A 16,184-nucleotide genomic window follows, 5' to 3' on the forward strand; every position below is an offset into this window, starting at 1 on the left:
GTCTTTTTTTATGGTCTTTCAACGATTAATGCAATTCCTTGGCCGCCACCGATACAAGCTGTCACAAGGCCTTTTTTCAACTCACGACGTTGCAATTCGTACACGAGCTTTGTAATGAGCATCCCACCCGTTGCAGCGATAGGGTGACCGTGGGAGATCGCTCCGCCGTTTACGTTTAATTTGTCGTGGTTAAATCCAAGCTCTCGGTCAACTGCTAACGTTTGTGCTGCAAACGCCTCGTTGCATTCAATAAGGTCCATGTTATCGAGTGTTTCACCAGAGCGCTTCATTACCTTTTGAACTGCAGGAACTGGGCCAATCCCCATAATGTTCGGGTCCACTCCTGCCACCGACCAGTCCTTTACGACTGCAAGTGGCGTTAACCCGCGACGCTTCGCCTCTTTTGCACTCATGACAACAAGTGCCGACGCCCCGTCGTTTACGCCTGAACTATTCCCTGCTGTAACAGTTCCACCTTCTTTAAACACCGGACGTAAGCTCGAGAGCTTTTCGACCGTCGTTCCTGCTCTTGGGTGTTCATCGGTATCGAACTCACCGATCGGTACGATTTGCTCTTTGAAGTAGCCTTGTTCAATCGCATTGACCATGCGCTCTTGACTACGTGCCGAAAACTCATCTTGCTCACTGCGGCTAATCTCATATTTCTCAGCTAAGTTTTCAGCAGTAATTCCCATCGGTGGATCACCAATTTCTTTTGGCGCAAGACTCGGTGAAACGAATTGTGGTGGGAACGTATCGTACGCTCTCGTTGCTGGTCGCAATAAGTGTGGTCTTCGAGACATGCTCTCCGTCCCCCCAGCAACGACAATGTCCGCTTGACCACTCAAGATCTTCTCTGCAGCAAGTGCGACCGCATTAATGCCTGATCCACACTGACGATCAATCGTCAGACCAGGCACTTCAATCGGTAACCCTGCCTCAAGGGCAGATTTACGAGCAGCATTTCCACCACCACTAAGGCAGTTGCCGAGGATCACATCTTCAACTGACTCTCCTTCAACTTCTGCACGTCTTAATGCTTCTTTAATTACCTGACCGCCAAAGACGGTATGATCAACCTTTGCAAGGGCTCCCCCTTTCTTTGCAATGGCAGTACGAACTGCTGATACGATAACAACTTCAGTCATGATTTCGCCTCCCTAAGTAATTTAAACGTTCCGCTTCCCTTCGCGATTAATTGATCGTCTTCATCATAGATATAACCTTCGAGTTGCGCGGATTTGTATCCTAATTGCATGAACGAACCCTTTGCCTTTAGCACACCTTCACGCGCTGGAGCTAAGTAATGAACATGAAGGGAAATCGTTAAGTTTCTGCATCCGGTTTTGTAATAAATCATTGCGCCGAATACGTTATCAAGCATCGTTGCATGGACACCGCCATGCAACGAACCGTTGTTATTTAAATGATCTTCGCGTATTTCAAGCTGCAAGTAGACATTTTCATCTCCATCCAACCCGTCCTGAAACCCTAATAGCTGGTAAAAAGGACTCTGTTTCGCAACACCCATCCATAATCTCTCCTTTACTCTCTATGGCTCTACGAGAATGATCTCTCCATCTTCAACGACTGCCATACGGAACTCTGTATTCATACCGCCCTCAGCCTTCACTTCTGTAATTGGGTAGATTTCTTTATCAGCTGGTACGGTATTTACACCTTCGCCTAAGTTCGCTTGGATCGCTGCTGCATCATCGACAGAGCCGGCAGCTTTCATCGCTTCAGCAAGAATATAGACGACGTAATAGTGATAACCCGCCTCGGATCCAGGAATTGAGTCATAGTGCTCGATGTAATCTTCAATAAACTGCTGATTTCCTTCTGTTTGGTCCACAACTAGAGGTGGAACCCCAACTGACCCTTCAATAACATCTGCGGCGTTATCACCAAGCACTCGTTCGATTTCATCGAGCTTTGCTTGGTCCATGATGAAGAATCCACCTTCAAACCCTAATTCTCGTGCCTGCTGCATGACTTGAGCCGTTGGTTCGGACGATCCTCCAACAAAGAGAACGTCTGGGTCATCACTTAACGCATTGGTGATCGTTGTGAAGAAATCCGTTTCCTTTGCGAAATCAATTGAACCATCGTAGACGACTTCACCACCAAGTTCCTCCCATGCAGGAGCTAACTCATCCGCCCAGTCGTACCCGTACTGCGTACTAGGTGGGAGCATCGCAAGCTTCGGACCGAAGCGTTCCATTTGGTATTCAGAATACGGTTCAACATAAATGTCATACGTATTCGGAATTCGCCAAGTGAGGGCATTGTCTTGTGCCGTAATGTCAGGCTCACTTGAATACGCCCCTACGATGAAATCATCTTGCTCATTAAACACTTGTGTCGCAAAAATCCCTCCACTATGCGGGATAAACACAATTGGTACGTCGTGTTCTTGAATCAATCGCCTCGCATTTGCTCCTGTTTCGTTCGGTAAATATTTATCGTCGAGTGCAACAAGGTTAAACGAATACTGTTGACCGTCTACTTCAAATCCACCTGCTTCGTTGATCTCGTTTACTGCCATCGTTAAACCACTAACCGTGTTATTCCCATAAAAAGCAGCTGCACCTGAGAGTGGACCACTATAGCCAATTGTGACAACTTCCGTTCCTTCCGCTGTGACAACTTCTTCCGGTTCAACTTCATCATCACCTGCTTCCGCATCCGCTTCAGTACCAGGTTCACTTTCTGGCGCCCCTTCTTCCGAAACAATTGTTTCTTCTGCATCACACGCACTAAGAGCAACGATTGCCGACAACCCAACGATTAACGAGAACTTTTTCAAAACAGAACCCCCCCTTTAGAAAATTTACGCACCAATGTAAGCTTTACGAACTTCATCATTTTGCATTAATTCATCTTGGGTGCCTGAGACGACGATTCTTCCGTTTTCAATGACGTAACCACGATCAGCAATACGAAGTGCTGCATTTGCATTTTGCTCAGCCAAAAGCACCGTCGTACCTTCTTTATTAATTTCTTGAATAACATCAAACACTTGCTCTGTAATGAGTGGCGCTAGGCCTATGGACGGTTCATCGAACAAGACCACTTTCGGTCTCGACATGAGCGCGCGCCCAATTGCAAGCATTTGCTGTTGACCCCCACTTAATGATCCTGCGTTTTCTTTTGCTTTTTCGCGTAAGATTGGAAACAAGTCATACACATGCTCAAGCATTCGAGCGGTTTCCTTCTTATCTCCACGAACCGCATACGTTCCCATTCTTAAATTTTCATAGACACTCATTGCGGGAAACAACTTACGACCTTCTGGACAATGGCCAATTCCTTTTTTCACAAGCTTACTCGCCGAGCGTCCGCCAATCGATTCTCCATTGAACTCGACCGTACCTTTTACCGGTTTGTTAAGACCACTAATGGTACGGAAAATGGTGCTCTTTCCGGCACCATTTGCACCGAGCAGTACGACGAGCTCTCCCTTTTCAACCGTTAAAGAGATGTCTGACAGTGCTTCATACATCCCGTAGCGAACCGATACGTCACTCAGCTTCAGCATGTTTATCGCCCCCTCCCAAATAAGCTTCAATAACTTCTTCATTCGTTTGGATCTCTTCCGGTGTGCCTTCAGCAATCTTCTTGCCATAATTAAGGACAACAATGTGATCCGCAAGCCCCATGATCATTTGCATCTTGTGTTCAATCAGGCAAACGGTTAACCCACGGTCGATCATTTTACGAATGAGGGCTGCTAAGTTCTCAGTTTCATCAGGGTTAATGCCCGCAGCCGGCTCATCTAAAAAGACAATTTCAGGGTCAGTAGCAAGTGCTAATGCAAAGGCCACACGTTTCTTAGCTTCTTGTGAAATGTCTTGAACGAGCCGATGTGCCTCATGCTCTAAGCCAACAAACTCTAGAACTTCAGCTGCTTTTGCTCGTGACGCTTGTTCCTCGCGGCGCAGGCGCGGAGTACGAAAAACCGCATCAAACACATTCGATTTCGTTCGTAAGCGATGCCCTACAATGACGTTGTCCATCACCGTTGCGGTTTCAAACAGATTCGTCGTCTGAAACGTTCGCGCAATCCCTAATTTAGCGATGTTAAACGAACGCTTTTTTGTAATATCTTCACCTTTGAAAGTAATCGAACCTTCACTCGATGGGTGATACCCGCTGATTAGGTTAAACAATGTCGATTTCCCGGCACCGTTAGGACCGATAATTGCAGTGATCTTACCCTTTTCGATGCCGATTTCTACATCATTTACAGCAACTAATCCCCCGAATCGCTTCGTAAGTCCTTTCGTTTCGATGAGCATTTAATCTCCCCCCTCGTACGTTGACCCTTGATCAACCGATCGTTGCTTTTTCTTGTACGCTCGCTTCATTTTCCACATCTGATATCCACCAACAATGCCTCGTGGATAGAAAATAACGAGCAAGACGAGCAACGGTCCGAAAATGATCATTCTAAAGTCTTCCATAAATTGTAAAGATTGCGTCAAAATAACGATGAGTAGTGTTCCAACTACTGGACCGAACAACGTTCCGAATCCACCAACAATGGCGTACATAAGGAAATCAAATGTCATCATCGTGTACGAGATATCAGGACCGATAAACCGAACGAACGATGCATATAATGCACCTGCTAAACCTGCTAGAAACGTAGAAATCACAAATGAAATCAATTTCTGTTTCATCGTGTTAATCCCAATCGTTTGCGCAAGCTCCTCACTATTGCGAATTGCCACGTACGTTCTACCGACAATCGACTCCGTCAAGAACTTCATGAAGATCACGGTTAACACTAAGAACACGAGTATTAAATAATAGTTTGAGATTCCTGTATCAAACGTAATTGGACCAATCGCAGCTGGGCTCTCAATACCGATCAATCCGCGAACCCCTCCGGTTAATGCGTCCCATTCATAGATAATGAGATAAATAATGTAACCGACACAGAGCGTATAGATGGCAAAGAAATGCTCCTTCGTTCGAAGCGCAATAAGTCCAACGAGTGTTCCGATTACTGTTGTAATAACAAGAGCTAAAACAAAGGCGAGCCAGTAAGGAACGTTCGCATCGACTGTGAGCAAACCGAGCGCATACGCACCAATTGCAAAGAAACCTGCATGAGCGAGTGATAATTGCCCCGTATACCCACCAACTAAGTTCATCCCATAGACTGCGATGGCATAAATGAACGCGAGTGTGACAACGTAAATGTAATACTGGTTATCTGTGAATAGCGGAAACAAGAGTGCAACGAGTAAAAAGATGAGCGGCATTCGCATTTTCTTCAATCCTTGCATCTAATGCGCCCCCTTCTGTGCAAACAACCCTTGTGGCTTCATCGTTAAGATCACAACGAGCAGCACAAATGCAATTAAGTCGCTATATGCAGCTGAGATAAAGGTTGCTCCTAAGCTCTCTGTTAAGCCGAGAATATAGCCTCCAATGATGGCACCTGGTACACTTCCCATCCCCCCAATAATAATGATGACAAATGCTTTTAAGATGACGAGATGTCCCATACCTGGATAGACGAGGTTAATTGGTGATGCAATTGAAGCCGCAATGGCAGCTAACGCACCGGATACGAAGAACGTAAGCATCGCCACTTTGTTCGCGTTGACCCCGACAAGAAAAGCTCCTTCTCGGTTTTGCGACATCGCAACGATTGCAGCACCGACCATTGTTTTCTTTAAGAAAAGTTGTAGCAAAATCATTACGACAACAGCTGCAACGATAATCATAATTCGTTGCCACGTAACCGTAATACCAAGAAATGAAACTGTGTCTGCAAATGGTGTTGGCATCGCTCGATAATCTGCACCCCAGACGAGTTGAACGAGCGTTTCAAGAAAGAGTAGAATTCCTATTGCAGCAATTTTGTCATGAATCGGCGGTGCATGACGGAGTGGATTAAATACGAGACGCTCCATCACCATCGCCAAAGATCCAACAACGACTATGGAGATCGCAATTCCGATAAAATACGGAACCCCCATAAGCGCCATTGACATAAGCGTAATGTAACCCCCAACCATATACAGGGCACCGTGAGCAAAGTTCGGAATATGAAGAATTCCATATACGAGCGTTAAACCAAGTGCCACCAAACTGTAAACGCTTCCAACCGTTAACCCATTAAACAGTTGCTGCAATAAAACATCCATTCCCCCACCCCTTTATTTAGACTTTTCGGACGTAATCAATTCACGCTTCAAAATCTTTCCTACCGCTGTTTTCGGTAGCTCGTCAATAAAAGATATGATCTTTGGTACTTTGTATGCTGCTAACTTTTCTTTACATTCACGTTCTATTTGTTCAGTCGTTAGTTCTTTTTCCTGAGATTTCACGATAAATGCCTTTACCGTTTCACCGCGATAAGGGTCGGGAACACCAACGACCGCAGCTTCTTCAACACCATCAATTCGGTATAAAACATCTTCAACTTCAATTGGATAAACGTTAAATCCACTTGCAATTATGAGCTCTTTTTTGCGTCCGACAATATAGAAATAGCCATCTTCATCTTGCTTTGCTAAGTCTCCGGTAAATAACCATCCGTCACGAAGCGTCGCAGCTGTTTCATCTGGTAACTTGTAATACCCTTTCATCACTTGGGGACCTTTAACAACAAGTTCCCCAACTTCGCCCGTCAGTACTTCGTTTTTACCTGTCGCAACATCGACAACTTTTGACTCCGTATTCGGAATCGGAATGCCGATACTTCCCGGCTTTTGCACACCATCCACAGGGTTGCGGTGTGTGGTTGGAGAAGCTTCTGAAAGACCATATCCTTCAAGAACAGGTACAGACGACAATCCGAGTAACTTGTTCATCATTTCAACAGGTAATGGCGCTGATCCACTCGTAAAGTTCATGATTGAAGATAAATCAAATGGACGTTTTTGATAATACTGATACAACGCCAAGTACATCGTCGGAACGCCAGGGAAATACGTTGGCTTCATCGTTTCAATCACGTGAACGACCTGCTCCACATCAAAGCGTGGCAATAAAATTAAGTCTCCGCCCCGGTGGAATGTAAGCACCATTGCACTCGTCATTCCATAGACGTGAAACAACGGAATGACCGTTAGTACACGGCTCGTCGACTCCTCTTCCTCCGTTTCCACTTGTGTTGAAGCAGCTTGGAACGTATTAGCTACAATGTTAAAGTGCGTGAGCATAACTCCTTTGGAGCGTCCCGTCGTCCCACCTGTATACTGAATAATTGCGACGTCTTGTTTCGGTAAAATGTACTCCGGACCGGTTTCTATGGGGTCTTGTTGTACTAGTTCATCGTAGCGACTAGGTGATGTCAAAGAGACGGGAATGATTTCTCTTAGTGATACATCATTTTTAATGGCATCGTATACAGGCATTAAGTCTTCCAAGATAAAAAACACACTCACCTCTGCATCACGAAGAATGTGCAACAACTCTGGAGGCTTATACATCGGATTGACTTGCACGACTGTTGCTCCTAAGTATAAGACTGCGTAATAACTAATCGGGTATTGCGGACAATTCGGCAGCATGAGCGCAACATGATCTCCGCGCTTTACTCCTAAGTTTTTTAGGCTTTGAGCAAGGCTTTGAATGCGGTCAAGCATGTCACCATATGAAGTTCTCGTTTCACCGAACGTCATCGCGACCTTCTGACTATGCTTTGCTACACTTTCATGCAACAATTCAGGCAACGACATCTCAGGTATACTAATTCCTTCATAACTAGATGGTTGTTTAACCAAATCTAATCCCCCTTTAATCATTCGATTGTAAGCGCTTTCTAAATACTAGTTTGATCATTATATCTGCAACTTCTATGCCAACTTTGAAGGCTGTTCTGTTAGGCTTTATTCTTTACGTTTAATTCAAAAATGAATTATACAATTCAAGATTGAACCAACAAAAAAACCCTAACGAATTGTTAGGGTTAATGCACGGTTATTCCGTAGTTCTTCACTTTTCTTGCGACCGTCGCTTGGCTAGAGTTAAGGGCCTTTGCGACGTTATATGTCGTTTTGTACTTCGCCATCGCCTTTTCTAAAAGATTGCGTTCTGCATCCTCAGCGGCTTTCTTTAGAAGGTTCTCATTCGTTAATTCCTCATCATCAAACTTATTCTGATAATCGTTAGGTAGATGCTCAACATCAATGATTGGTTCAGCGACCGTAATCACCAAACGTTGAATTAAGTTTGCTAGCTCACGAATGTTCCCTGGCCATTGATGCGTATGCATCCACTGTACAAATTCATCTGAGAATTTCTTTTGCACACGGTACTTTTCACCGTATTGTTTCAAATAGTGGGTTGCAATATAATCAATATCATTCGGGCGCTCACGTAGAGGTGGAATCTTAATCGGCAACACATTTAATCGGTAATAAAGGTCTTCTCGGAATTTCGCTTCGCGAACCATCTGCCGTAAGTTCTGGTTCGTTGCACTAATGATTCGCACGTCCACTTTCTTCGTAACCGTACCACCAATTCGCCTAATTTCACCGTCTTGAAGCACGCGAAGTAATTTCACTTGCAACGCACTAGGAAGCTCCCCAACTTCATCAAGAAAGATGACTCCCCGATCTGCGAGTTCGAACATTCCTGGTTTCCCATGGCGCTTCGCACCTGAAAATGCTCCGTCTTCATACCCGAACAATTCAGATTCTAGCAAATCAAACGGGATTGCGCCGCAGTTTACTTTAATGAATTCACCATGGTTTTTGCGATCACTCTTCTCGTACAGTTGATTCGCAATGACGTCTTTCCCTACACCCGTTTCGCCCATTAACAAAACCGAAGCATCGACATTTGCAATCCGACTTACCATTGAACTAATTTGAACCATTTCAACGTCTTGATGCTCAACGTGACCCGTGCTATCATCACCGGTATCTTTCGTTCGTAGATAGCTTTGGTATTGATAGACAAGCTCTGTAATGTCACGCAAATTAATGACGACTTGTCTCACTTCATCTCCACTAAAAATAGGGGTTCCCGTCATCATAATTTGTTGGTCGTTCGTTCCACCTTGGAAGACCGTTACAGGTTTACGAGCTTTAATGACTTGAGCCGTCACCGACTCTTGCAGAAACCCTCTCGTAATGAGACGTTCGGCACTTTTCCCTAGAAAGTATTCCCTCGGTACCCCTGTGTATCGCTCAACAGCTCCGTTAATCATGACCGTCACGCCAGTCGCATCCGTGACCGATAAGCCGTCATACGAGTGCTCAATAATCTGATTGATTTGATGAAATTGTTCGTCACGAAACAAGATGAGTGCATGCATGTCCTGTTGATCTTCATAAGGTCTAGCGATCATTCGATAAGACGTACCGGGAATAACAACCGGACTATGTTCTTGTTGCTTGGAACGTAAAAACCGTCGCATATCTCTTTGAATATATGTTTCAGCGTGATCCATGACAGAATAAAACGCTTTATTTGCCTCTACGATGTCGCCTTCTTCGTTCGTAACGGCAGTCGGAAATGGAAAATGCCCTAGTGATTTCGTCAACATCACATGCACCCCCTCAAAACGTTAGAATTAATAGCAATTTTCTATCTATTATATCATTTCATAATTTGGAAAGAAAGAGAAAACGCTTTCTTTGCGCCTTTTCATCGATTCAGTCGTACTTGATTGACCCAAATATACACTTTTCGTATATATTAACTGCACGGTTATCGAACAACATCGACTGCATACTCTAAATTAAAAAAGCTCCCTCCAAAGTTCCTACACGTAACGTGTAGACTTTGAAGGGAGCTTTTTGCATCCACTTTAGCTAGAGAGCACACCACCATCAAGGACGAGTGTTTGTCCTGTCATAAAGGCCGCTGCATCTGATGCTAAATACAACGCAGCACCTTGCATGTCTTGCATTTCCCCTAATCGTTTGAGTGGTACTTTCGCAATCATTTGATCTTTAATTGGGGCAATTACATCTTGGGACATCTTCGTCGGGATAAACCCTGGTGCAATACCGTTTACCGTAATCCCATAACGACCCCAATTCACAGCGAAGTCTTTCGTCATTGTGATCATGCCGCCTTTAGAACTGTTGTAACCAATGGCTTGCATGACATCCGGATTTGATCCACGGAAACCAGCGATTGAAGCGATGTTAATAATTCGCCCTTTTGTTCCATCTGCGATCATCCGCTTTCCGACCGCTTGTGTCATGATAAACGTTCCGTTCAAGTTAACGTCTACAACTTTTTTAAACTTATCAATCGGCATGTCTTCTGGCGCATACCCACCCCATGACGTGCCACTATTGTTAATAAGAATATCTATTGAACCGAACCGTTGGTGGACTTCTTCGACAACGCTTTCAACTTGCTCTTCATTTGTAACATCAAGAGCAAGCGCCATTGCCGTACCGCCTTTCGATTCAATTTTCTCTTTAACAGCAACACAAGCCTCTACTTTACGTGAGCAGACGACTACGTTTGCACCAACTTCTGATAGTGCTTCTGCCATTGCTTCGCCAAGGCCACGTCCGCCACCGGTTATAATTGCCGTTTTACCTGTTAGATTGAATAGTGAAAGGACACTCATGCTTTTGTCACCTCAACTTCTTTGGGACGATATGGACGAAGTTCTTGTCTTGCGATTGCACGGCGATGAACTTCATCTGGTCCGTCAGCAAGACGAAGTGTACGAGCATTTGCCCAAGCCTTAGCTAATGGGAAGTCATCACTCACACCTGCACCACCGTACGTCTGAATCGCACGATCAATGACTTTTAGTGCCATGTTCGGCGCAACGACCTTAATCATCGCGATTTCTTTCTTCCCTTCTTTATTACCGACAGTATCCATCATGTGAGCTGCTTTAAGCGTTAGAAGACGCGCTTGCTCAATTTCAATCCGTGAGTCTGCGATCCATTCACCAACAACTCCTTGTTCTGCCAAGGTCTTACCGAATGGAGCACGCTCATACGTACGTTCACACATGTATTCAAGCGACCGCTCTGCAAGTCCGATTAAACGCATGCAATGGTGAATACGGCCAGGGCCAAGACGTCCTTGAGCAATCGCAAACCCTTTGCCTTCTTCCCATAGAACGTTGCTTACTGGTACACGGACGTCATTAAATTCAACTTCCCCATGGCCGTGTGGTGCATCGTCGTAACCAAATACCGGTAGGTGACGGTGTACAGTAATACCAGGAGTATCACGTGGAACGAGTACCATTGATTGAGAGGTATGCGTCGGTCCATTCGGGTCGGTTTTACCCATCACGATGAGAATTTCACAACGTGGATCCATCACACCAGATGTCCACCATTTGCGACCGTTAATCACATACTCATCGCCTTCACGAATGATGTGTGTTTCAATGTTAGTCGCATCTGACGACGCAACTGCAGGTTCAGTCATCGCAAACGCAGAACGAATTTCACCATTTAATAACGGCTTAAGCCAACGCTCTTTATGTTCATCTGTTCCATACCGAACGATCGTCTCCATATTGCCTGTGTCAGGTGCTGCACAGTTAAACACTTCTGGAGCAAGTGGCGTGCGACCCATGATTTCACAAAGCGGTGCGTATTCAACGTTTGTAAGGCCCGCACCGAGTTCAGATTCAGGAAGGAATAAGTTCCACAAGCCTTCTGACTTTGCTTTTTCTTTCATTTCTTCCATAATCGGTGGCGCTGACCAACGCGTTGGAGCTGCGTTTAATTGCTCATAAAAGACTTTTTGATTCGGTACAACATGTTGATCTATGAATGCGCTTACATCTCGTTGTAGACGTTTGACTTTATCACTGTATTCGAAGTTCATGAATAACTCCCCCTAATTGAGTTTGCATGCTTAATGAGTTCAGTTGCCATATCACCATAAACTTTGAAACGAGCATCTTGAGTCTGACCTTTTTTCCAACGATAGTAAATTTGTTGAACAATCACGGCGAGCTTGAAATGGGCAAATACTTGATAAAAATGAATATGATCAAGGTTACGACCTGTTTTCTTCGCGTAGCGTTCAATAAGGTCGCGCCGGTTGTAAAAACCGTCATGAGTCGTCACCGATTGGAATCCAGCTCGAATGCCAGGTGGGTCATTCGGTTCAGCCCAATAACCGAGGGCAACACCTAAATCAAAGAGCGGGTCTCCAATAGTCGCCATCTCCCAGTCTACAACTGCATTGACTTGCTCATAACCTTCGGAAAACAACATGTTATTCAACTTGAAATCGTTATGAATGACCGTCGCTTCACCGTCAGGCGGTATTTCACGGATCATCCACGCCCGTAACTCTTCGAATCCTGGTACGTCTTCGGTTTTCGCTTTCTCATAACGCTTAAGCCAACCTTCGACTTGTCTTTTGGTAAATCCTTCTGGATGCCCAAACTTCTCAAGGCCACCTGTTGTAGGATCTACTTGGTGTAACTCCGCAAGCAAATCGATAAAGCGTTCTGAGACACGATTTGCTTCTTCTCTGGAGGGAACAATCTCGCTATCTTTACTGTCTAAAACGATTCCATGCTTTCTCTCCATGACATAAAAGGTTACGTCCATCACATCCGTTCCTTCGCCAAGAACGAGTGGCCTCGGTGCGTAAGGAAACTTCGGTGATAACGCTTTTAGCAAGTTGTGCTCTCGTAACATGTCATGTCCTTTTGCTGGAAGTGGACCAAACGGAGGACGCCTCAACACCGCTTCAAACGAATCACTTTCAAGCAAATACGTTAAGTTCGAAGCTCCAGCCGGAAACTGGCGAATGGTTAGTGTTTCATCTTGAGGGAACTCCGGTAAAGACTTCCTCAAAAATGATACGATTGCATCTTCATTCAACTCTTCTCCAGAGCGAACGGCGATCGTTTCACGTTGTTCACTCATGAACGACCTCTCCTTTCTCCAATACCGCAAGAATTCCCTCATCCGTTGCTTCAACGAGAACATCTTGCGTTCTGAATCCGAGTACAAAATCGAGAAGATCTTGCATATTCCCATTGACCATCGATCTTCCTACACGACTTTTCGTAACGAGCGAAACGATCTGCTCATCCGAATACTTCCCTTCACTTGCTAGAATAGCACCATCGTCGAGCTTTACACCATCAAGGTTCAGCTCAGCAATCAAACGACTCGCACACAAGTAGTCTTCCATTGAGAAATGACTGCCTGCCCCAGAGCACACGATGACAAGCTCTTCAGGATCACTTCGCTGAATGTAATCCGCGACGTAGTGAACATTGCGAAAGCTACATAACAAACGCTTGGAAGCAGCAGCTGTCCATTGAATAGCCTTCGTGCCATTTGTTGACAAAAAGACGATACGTTGATTCGAAACAACATCTTCTGTGTAATCCGTCGGCAAATGACCGAGGTCAAATTCATCGACAGGGCGACCGCCTTGTTCTCCACCACGAATGACCGAGCCTTCAAGCAACAGCTCTTCACGTAAGGTAGTAGAAGCTTCAATTGAATCAACCGGATAGACATACTTTGCCCCACGTTCCATCATCGTAATGAGTGTCGTCGTTGCAAGTAATGCATCAATGATGACCGCGGTTTTTCCTTGCAATAGTTCTGGATCAATTTCTTCTTTGGATAACCATAAACGACATCGCTCCACGTTGACACCTCCGCACCCTTTTTAATTGCAAAATTAATGCCAATAACAAGACTGACAAATCAGTATATTCAATCCAGCAATAGATTCATTTATGAATTCTCTAACTCAATTTCGAATTCTAGGTTTCATCATAATCTAAAACGGGTATTACAAATTGACTAAAAAGGAGGTTTCGCTATGGGAAACATCTACGATGAAGTGGATTTCGACAATACAGACTTCCGAAAGCAGCCTGATAAATACCGAGTTGGTCGTGGTGAACAAGGCGTGCTAATGGTCGAACCATACAAAAGTGAACTTCTTCCGAATTGGCGATTCAAGACCCCTGAGATTGCCCAAGCATCCGCAGATGAGATTTACAACCAATACTTATCGTATAAAGAACAAGCGGATTTCGTCGGCATGGACATGGCACGGAAATACTTACAAATGGGCTATACAAGAGCAAGGCGGTATGCTAACTATCCTGGTGGCAAGAAATACAACGCGGATGGCGAACGAAATGAACGATCCATTGATGAACAAAAGGCAAAAGCAGCATCAATTTTCGAAGAGAAATGGAAATTGGTTCGTGAAGATGAAAACTATTTAAAGAAAAAGCACGAACACCAAACGCAATATGGATCATGACTTACCTTCAATGACCGAAAAGGAGTGTGCCGTTTATTAAAAAGGAAAACAGGTCGATCCACTATCTCAACCTTACTTTACTCTTCTTCACACTACTCGCGTTTTCCTTCTTTGCTTACACGACTCTTCCAACCGGCCAAAACTGGCTGGTCTCCATCTTATTCGCCATGGTCGTGACGACCTTCGCAGCCTTTACCCCTTTCGGTACAAAAACGAAAAAGAGTGAGCAGTAAACACTGCTCACTCACTCACTTACTTCCTACCAAACAATGCACCTTTGTCAACAAACCCTGCCCAATCGTCGTCTTCATCGTCCGCAAACGGAGATGGAATATGACGTTGTTCAGGTCGATTCGTTACCTTCGGTGTAGGCGCTTCAACTTCTTCAGGTTTCGTCGTTTGCGCTTCTTGGAACAAACGCATTAACTCATTCGCATTGTCAAAACTACGGATGTCAACATTTCCTAAATGCTGTTGCATTAACTGAACCGCAAAAGACAATGAATCACGAATGTTTTTTTGGGAGTCAAGCCACTCATTAATCTTCTCGGCATTTTCTTCTTTATTTAATTTCCAAGTGTAGCTGTTTCTCATCGTTCATCACCTATGCGTAAAGAACTTTTTCGTTTAAGATTCGAAGACCATCAACGTTCATATTAATTGCATACTCTTCTGGAACCCAGATTACTTCAAGCTTCGCATCTGCTGCGAATTCAATGAGATCTTCATAGAGTTCCGTCTTAAATTGAATGCTTCCTCCACCGTATACCATGATGAAGTTCACACGACCAGCTGTTTGTACGACTTTCTCTTGTACCGCTTCTAGAAGTAAACGAGACTGTGTATACTTCGCTTCCATGAGCTTGTTCACAGCGTCTTTATGAAGTGGGTTGTTACGATCACGGTGAATGTCCATGAATTGCTGACGGTTTAGATCAAGGTAGCCGCCTACTTCTGACTTGAGCAAGTTGATCGCTTCTTGTGTCGCATGACCGACACCAAAACGTTGACCATCACTCAAATCAAGTACTGGGTTCAGCTTCTCTGTGTAGTTAAATTCTGTCGTGCCGTCACCGATATCCACGTGAACGATATTCTTCTCAGCGATTTTCTTCGGCAACTTGTCCAATTTCTCTTCTGAGATGTTGTAATCATAAAGAGAAACATAGTCTTTTAGAATTTCATGGTTTGCAGCACGTAATGTGTAGAGAGCTGGAATACCTTCTTGTGTAACGTTCACATCATCAAATGAGACTTGAACGTTCACTTGTTGCTCGCCAACATGAAGGGTTACATGGTGTGAGTGATCGAGAATACGGCGACGTAATGCTTCTGCCTTCTCATTCGTATGCTCACTAGCTGGAATTGCAGTTGATAGTTTCGCTTTCACTTCCAAGAAGTTAGGAAGGGCACCTTGCTCCATGTACTGGTTACGCACTTCATGGCTTGCAACCATCCCAAGCAACATAATGACAGGTAAGTCGTGCTTGTATTTGTTTCCTAGTTTAATATTCATGTTCTCAACGTCTGCTGAACGGCTTGCTCTTTCACCGATCATAAACAATCCATCGCGACGAATCGCTTGGCTTGATACGTTTACGAGGAGCTCATGATCCAAGTTCAAAATTGACTTCTCAACGTCTAGTTCTAAATTCTCAGGCTTAGAAAACAAGCGTTTAATGACCGAAGGTTGCTTAAGAAATTGATCATTAATGTACATTTTCGTTTCTGAGTTTCCAAGATCCGCTGCTATTAGCACAGTAATCGCTCCTTGTCTATTCATCTAAAAGAAACCTTATAGATTTCTTTTCCATTCTTACTAAGGTTTCCCTATACCATATCATACAGAAGTTACCAGTAAAATGCTATGAGCAATTACGAGTAGTTTCTAGTGAATGCTAATAGATTGCCAAAAGAATCCAAATAGAACTTTACACCTACGAATTGTAGCCATTTTTGTCGAACGA

At 44.4% G+C, this 16,184-nt stretch carries 16 protein-coding genes; 1 reads left to right on the top strand and 15 read right to left on the bottom strand.

From position 1 onward, the window contains the following. Window positions 1–8 precede the first annotated feature (8 nt). From JOD17_RS02230 to JOD17_RS02290, 13 genes are all read right to left on the bottom strand, one after another. Window positions 9–1,151 (bottom strand): thiolase family protein, encoded by a 1,143-nt coding sequence (locus tag JOD17_RS02230; RefSeq protein ID WP_338028746.1) that lies wholly within the window; start codon window positions 1,149–1,151, stop codon window positions 9–11. After that, window positions 1,145–1,531, bottom strand: a complete 387-nt coding sequence (locus tag JOD17_RS02235) for a PaaI family thioesterase (RefSeq protein WP_204695515.1) — start codon at window positions 1,529–1,531, stop codon at window positions 1,145–1,147. The genes JOD17_RS02230 and JOD17_RS02235 overlap by 7 nt, the downstream gene beginning before the upstream one ends. Window positions 1,532–1,552: 21 nt before the next feature. Then, window positions 1,553–2,809 carry an ABC transporter substrate-binding protein gene (locus JOD17_RS02240; protein WP_239575114.1) on the bottom strand — a complete coding sequence of 419 codons (1,257 nt, stop codon included), beginning with the start codon at window positions 2,807–2,809 and terminating at the stop codon, window positions 1,553–1,555. A 24-nt stretch (window positions 2,810–2,833) separates the two neighbouring features. After that, complete coding sequence (locus JOD17_RS02245; RefSeq protein ID WP_042358183.1) at window positions 2,834–3,541, bottom strand: ABC transporter ATP-binding protein; 708 nt, start codon at window positions 3,539–3,541, stop codon at window positions 2,834–2,836. Continuing rightward, window positions 3,525–4,301: an ABC transporter ATP-binding protein gene (locus tag JOD17_RS02250; RefSeq protein WP_204695516.1), complete on the bottom strand. Its 777-nt coding sequence runs from the start codon at window positions 4,299–4,301 to the stop codon at window positions 3,525–3,527. Before JOD17_RS02250 ends, JOD17_RS02245 begins: the two co-directional genes overlap by 17 nt. After that, window positions 4,302–5,297: a branched-chain amino acid ABC transporter permease gene (locus JOD17_RS02255; protein WP_042358182.1), complete on the bottom strand. Its 996-nt coding sequence runs from the start codon at window positions 5,295–5,297 to the stop codon at window positions 4,302–4,304. Then, complete coding sequence (locus JOD17_RS02260; protein WP_204695517.1) at window positions 5,298–6,164, bottom strand: branched-chain amino acid ABC transporter permease; 867 nt, start codon at window positions 6,162–6,164, stop codon at window positions 5,298–5,300. 12 nt (window positions 6,165–6,176) lie between these two features. Further along, on the bottom strand, window positions 6,177–7,748 hold the full coding sequence (locus JOD17_RS02265; protein ID WP_239575116.1) for a long-chain-fatty-acid--CoA ligase: 1,572 nt from the start codon (window positions 7,746–7,748) through the stop codon (window positions 6,177–6,179). Window positions 7,749–7,933: 185 nt separating this feature from the next. Continuing rightward, entirely contained in the window at window positions 7,934–9,517 is a 1,584-nt protein-coding gene (locus JOD17_RS02270; RefSeq protein WP_204695519.1) for a sigma-54 interaction domain-containing protein, read from the bottom strand. Window positions 9,518–9,781: 264 nt separating this feature from the next. Then, on the bottom strand, window positions 9,782–10,561 hold the full coding sequence (locus tag JOD17_RS02275; RefSeq protein ID WP_204695520.1) for a glucose 1-dehydrogenase: 780 nt from the start codon (window positions 10,559–10,561) through the stop codon (window positions 9,782–9,784). Continuing rightward, on the bottom strand, window positions 10,558–11,790 hold the full coding sequence (locus tag JOD17_RS02280) for an acyl-CoA dehydrogenase family protein (protein ID WP_204695521.1): 1,233 nt from the start codon (window positions 11,788–11,790) through the stop codon (window positions 10,558–10,560). Before JOD17_RS02280 ends, JOD17_RS02275 begins: the two co-directional genes overlap by 4 nt. Next, on the bottom strand, window positions 11,787–12,848 hold the full coding sequence (locus tag JOD17_RS02285; RefSeq protein WP_204695522.1) for a phosphotransferase family protein: 1,062 nt from the start codon (window positions 12,846–12,848) through the stop codon (window positions 11,787–11,789). The genes JOD17_RS02280 and JOD17_RS02285 overlap by 4 nt, the downstream gene beginning before the upstream one ends. Continuing rightward, entirely contained in the window at window positions 12,841–13,587 is a 747-nt protein-coding gene (locus tag JOD17_RS02290) for a 2-phosphosulfolactate phosphatase (protein ID WP_204695523.1), read from the bottom strand. The genes JOD17_RS02285 and JOD17_RS02290 overlap by 8 nt, the downstream gene beginning before the upstream one ends. Window positions 13,588–13,764: 177 nt before the next feature. Here JOD17_RS02290 and JOD17_RS02295 point away from each other — a divergent pair, with 177 nt between their 5' ends. Next, window positions 13,765–14,217, top strand: coding sequence for a DUF4385 domain-containing protein (locus JOD17_RS02295; protein ID WP_204695524.1), 453 nt, complete (start codon window positions 13,765–13,767; stop codon window positions 14,215–14,217). A gap of 252 nt (window positions 14,218–14,469) precedes the next feature. On the opposite strand, the gene JOD17_RS02300 is transcribed toward JOD17_RS02295, so the two are convergent. Both JOD17_RS02300 and JOD17_RS02305 read right to left on the bottom strand, forming a co-directional pair. Next, window positions 14,470–14,811, bottom strand: a complete 342-nt coding sequence (locus JOD17_RS02300) for a hypothetical protein (protein ID WP_042414760.1) — start codon at window positions 14,809–14,811, stop codon at window positions 14,470–14,472. Window positions 14,812–14,821: 10 nt separating this feature from the next. Continuing rightward, a complete protein-coding gene (locus JOD17_RS02305; RefSeq protein ID WP_238554273.1) occupies window positions 14,822–16,000 on the bottom strand; it encodes a ParM/StbA family protein in 1,179 nt (392 codons plus the stop codon). Window positions 16,001–16,184 lie beyond the last annotated feature (184 nt).

This window comes from Geomicrobium sediminis (genome assembly GCF_016908595.1).
Lineage (GTDB): Bacteria > Bacillota > Bacilli > Bacillales > Marinococcaceae > Geomicrobium_A > Geomicrobium_A sediminis.

Excerpts from the sequence above, each read along its gene's own strand:
- JOD17_RS02235 (WP_204695515.1), bottom strand. The coding sequence starts at position 1,531 with ATGGGTGTTGCGAAACAGAGTCCTTTTTACCAGCTATTAGGGTTTCAG.
- JOD17_RS02245 (WP_042358183.1), bottom strand. The coding sequence starts at position 3,541 with ATGCTGAAGCTGAGTGACGTATCGGTTCGCTACGGGATGTATGAAGCA.
- JOD17_RS02250 (WP_204695516.1), bottom strand. The coding sequence starts at position 4,301 with ATGCTCATCGAAACGAAAGGACTTACGAAGCGATTCGGGGGATTAGTT.
- JOD17_RS02255 (WP_042358182.1), bottom strand. The coding sequence starts at position 5,297 with ATGCAAGGATTGAAGAAAATGCGAATGCCGCTCATCTTTTTACTCGTT.
- JOD17_RS02260 (WP_204695517.1), bottom strand. The coding sequence starts at position 6,164 with ATGGATGTTTTATTGCAGCAACTGTTTAATGGGTTAACGGTTGGAAGC.
- JOD17_RS02270 (WP_204695519.1), bottom strand. The coding sequence starts at position 9,517 with ATGTTGACGAAATCACTAGGGCATTTTCCATTTCCGACTGCCGTTACG.
- JOD17_RS02275 (WP_204695520.1), bottom strand. The coding sequence starts at position 10,561 with ATGAGTGTCCTTTCACTATTCAATCTAACAGGTAAAACGGCAATTATA.
- JOD17_RS02280 (WP_204695521.1), bottom strand. The coding sequence starts at position 11,790 with ATGAACTTCGAATACAGTGATAAAGTCAAACGTCTACAACGAGATGTA.
- JOD17_RS02285 (WP_204695522.1), bottom strand. The coding sequence starts at position 12,848 with ATGAGTGAACAACGTGAAACGATCGCCGTTCGCTCTGGAGAAGAGTTG.
- JOD17_RS02295 (WP_204695524.1), top strand. The coding sequence starts at position 13,765 with ATGGGAAACATCTACGATGAAGTGGATTTCGACAATACAGACTTCCGA.
- JOD17_RS02300 (WP_042414760.1), bottom strand. The coding sequence starts at position 14,811 with ATGAGAAACAGCTACACTTGGAAATTAAATAAAGAAGAAAATGCCGAG.
- JOD17_RS02305 (WP_238554273.1), bottom strand. The coding sequence starts at position 16,000 with ATGAATAGACAAGGAGCGATTACTGTGCTAATAGCAGCGGATCTTGGA.